This window comes from Paracoccus sp. 228, from assembly GCF_000967825.1.
GTDB lineage: Bacteria > Pseudomonadota > Alphaproteobacteria > Rhodobacterales > Rhodobacteraceae > Paracoccus > Paracoccus marcusii.
Genome location: NZ_JYGY01000028.1, coordinates 1 through 1,636, shown reverse-complemented (window position 1 = coordinate 1,636; position 1,636 = coordinate 1). Strand labels below are relative to the sequence as shown.

At 57.1% G+C, this 1,636-nt stretch carries 2 protein-coding genes; one reads left to right on the top strand and one right to left on the bottom strand.

Annotation, left to right across the window (positions count from 1 at the left end; genetic code table 11):
- Positions 1-446 (bottom strand): MobV family relaxase (gene mobV / locus SY26_RS19675; protein WP_046001978.1); only part of this gene is annotated, 446 nt, incomplete at its 3' end.
- 296 nt (positions 447-742) lie between these two features.
- On the opposite strand from mobV, the gene SY26_RS19670 reads away from it, so the two are divergent.
- A complete protein-coding gene (locus SY26_RS19670; protein ID WP_046001977.1) occupies positions 743-1,408 on the top strand; it encodes a hypothetical protein in 666 nt (221 codons plus the stop codon).
- Positions 1,409-1,636: the final 228 nt, after the last annotated feature.

The following is a 1,636-nucleotide window of genomic DNA, read 5'->3' as shown; positions in this document are numbered from 1 at the left end:
CGGGCGTTCAGCTTGCCGCGTTCGTCCAGGGGAATGGTCATCACTGTCRTGTGGGGCGTAGACTCATCCCGGTGGATCACCGCGGAGAGGACGTTCTCGGCCCCGTGGCGGGCCTTGAGCCAGTCCAGGGCATCGGTGAAGTAGGCGTCCTGCTCCTCTCGGCTCATGGCCTTCAGAGCCTCGGGAGACCCGCCGACGAAATACTCCAGCCCATGGACGGCATTGCTGCGGATCCTCTCGGGGGCGCGGTCCTTCCAGGCATCGAGGACGGCGCGGCTGGTGTCGCCGCCGACCAGGACGGTGTTGTCGGGGGTACGCCGATGATCGGCATTAAGCGTGTCGCGTTCTCGGAAGGTGTGCTGGAGGCTTGCCCCCATGTTGCCCATGGTCTTGATCTTGGCACAGCGGAGGATGGCGAAGCTGCGCGGGGTGGTGACATGGAGCATCCTGCCRCCGATGCTGCGRTCCARTCGGATCCGCCAGGCATCAYCGTCATCGTCTCGCGCGCCCATGAACCGATCTCCGAAGGAAGGTTTATGTGTACTCACTAGACAATTTGGCACAAGGCCAAATTATCCGCTCGCCCCGCAACGYGGGGAAAGGACACATAAACCTTACTAATTCCGGACGCTAGAAGTGTGAGAGAACGTACCGGTGCAACTAATACAAAATTTAACAGCATTAGTTGCTTGAAATTTAACTAGATGCTGTACATTTATTTAGAGGCATAAGGAGGTATTAGATGAACGGACAAGAGAGACTGGCCGAACTTGGCCTGAACGCGGTGAAGGCATCGTACTATCTGGAGCTTCCAATCGAGATCATCGCCGAAGCAGCAGCCGAAGACGAAACACCGACGTGGTTGGACTTTTGCCTGACCGCGATGGAAGAGGCGGCTGAGGAAGATGATGATGCCTTCACTTACCTGCAGGTGGGGGAAGATATTCAGGGCACTTCCTGGTCGGAGATCACGGCTCGCGAAGCAATTCCGATCATCGTGGAGTACGCACTCCGTGGGGAAGTGCTGACCTATGGCGATCTTGACCGTGAGCTGAGAGAGCGAGATCCCGAACGGAAGCCGGCCGGAACCTTGCCCAAGTATGCAAAGCCTCTAGGCCTGATCGGCAACGTTATTGACCAGATACGCGAGGAAGCATGTCTCAAAGACGGGGTGGTGCCGCGCGACTATTCTGACATTCCGCCTCTCGAGGTTCTTGTCACTCGTGGCAGGACAGGGATGCCGGGAACTGGAGCAGACGGTTTTCTGGTTAGCTACCTTAACGCAGTCGGTGAGAAAAATGTCGAGGATCGCCTGCATTTCGAACGCAAAGCCCTGTACTCACGTGCTCAGCATGATGTGATGGCATACGGTAAATGGGGCTTTCTTCTTGGGCTCTGCAAAAAGTAAGAGCTTCTGATTTTTTCGAGGCAAGGCCGGGATGGCACAGGGGATCTTCGTTCCCACTGAGGGGTGCTTGGGTTGCTGAAGCACTATGCCTGAGACAGACCAAACCCCACGACTCTGGGGTTTGGCAGGCTGTCTGAGAACGGCGGTGCAAAAGTCGGCCACGGTAGCGGCGGGATGATCCTGCTGCGGGCGGCGTAAAAGTCGTCCACCTTTACCCTTTCTGGCGAC

Excerpts from the sequence above, each read along its gene's own strand:
- SY26_RS19670 (WP_046001977.1), top strand. The coding sequence starts at position 743 with ATGAACGGACAAGAGAGACTGGCCGAACTTGGCCTGAACGCGGTGAAG.